The organism is Moorena sp. SIO4A1, from assembly GCF_010672065.1.
In the GTDB taxonomy this organism is placed as follows: Bacteria; Cyanobacteriota; Cyanobacteriia; order Cyanobacteriales; family Coleofasciculaceae; genus Moorena.
In genome coordinates this window covers 1-1,053 of record NZ_JAAHHX010001040.1, presented here as the reverse complement: position 1 = coordinate 1,053, position 1,053 = coordinate 1, and the positions used below count along the sequence as shown (strand labels likewise).

Genomic DNA, 1,053 nt, shown 5'->3' with positions numbered 1-1,053 from the left:
TTTCTTACAGGACAACTGCAGAAGAACTCCTAGCCGGATATAGTAAACCGATGGATTTACCACCAAAATGTCCAGCTTGCGAAGGATTAATTCGTCCGGATATTGAGTTATTTGGTGAACATCATATGAGTTCGTCGGAAGAAACTTTCAAGATCCTAGATAATGCTCCCATTGATCTCATGTTTGTGATCGGCACCTCCAGAGACTACCAATACATTACTAAACCTTTGTATAAAGCTCGTAGGTTAAATGTGCCCATAGTAGAGATAAATCCTGCTGAGACCGTACTTTCAGAAATAGCTAATTACCACATCAGATCTACTGCTGCCGATACACTAGATAAATTGTGGAATATATGCGAAAAACGACTGGTAAGCTAACTCTTTGCAGGGGTGGGAATAAATACCACTTTGCTTATCACTTCCTGGGAGTTTCAGTGAAGTCTAATGCTTCGATAATTAGCTTTTACGTCCTTTATAAAATCCGATAATCTTTAAATTAGAAATTAAACTTATGCAAGGAAAAAATTTTATAACAGTTGATGGCAAACGTTTTCACTATATGTGGTTGCGCTTTAAGGATGACAACATGGTTCTAATGCTTGCTGTAGCTGGGATAGAGCTTTCAATCCTCGCTGACAATCAAGCCATTTATGAGGCTTGAGACTCATCAGAGTCTGGGCAAGTTCTGACCACAAAGTCATCCCATTAACCCAAGCATGAGTCAATAATCCTATGGTAAAATCACGCTTGTTGTGGCTGAATTTGTTGTTTTCCTTTATATTGATACTTACTATCAGGATATGTACGGTTACAATGGATCGAAAAATTGGAATTCCATTCTTATAAAAGTCTGATGCTGCACTAGAAAAGTTAAACTTGATAGGCGATCGCTAATTGCATCAGGTCCAAATCGCTTGAAAATCACATTGGTGCTATTTGGTATTTTGTCCATCCCACATTCCGCACTGTAGTAGTTCCTAACTCTCATCTGGTGGAAAACCGAATGCTTAACTGGACTTTTGACAGCTATAAAGCCCGTATACACATACCT

The 1,053-nt window shown here is 38.7% G+C and carries 3 protein-coding genes; 2 read left to right on the top strand and 1 reads right to left on the bottom strand.

The features are described from left to right. A partial coding sequence (locus tag F6K53_RS45100; protein ID WP_293087669.1) for a Sir2 family NAD-dependent protein deacetylase occupies window positions 1–380 on the top strand: 380 nt, incomplete at its 5' end. Between the two features lie 133 nt (window positions 381–513). Further along, window positions 514–663 (top strand): hypothetical protein, encoded by a 150-nt coding sequence (locus F6K53_RS45095; RefSeq protein WP_293087666.1) that lies wholly within the window; start codon window positions 514–516, stop codon window positions 661–663. A 147-nt stretch (window positions 664–810) separates the two neighbouring features. Here the strand turns inward: F6K53_RS45095 and F6K53_RS45090 are convergent. Beyond that, window positions 811–1,053, bottom strand: a 243-nt coding sequence (locus tag F6K53_RS45090; RefSeq protein WP_293087663.1) for a hypothetical protein, incomplete at its 5' end; no start/stop codon positions are given.

Bases quoted from the DNA above. Each gene is read 5' to 3' on its own strand.
- F6K53_RS45095 (WP_293087666.1), top strand. From the start codon at position 514: ATGCAAGGAAAAAATTTTATAACAGTTGATGGCAAACGTTTTCACTAT.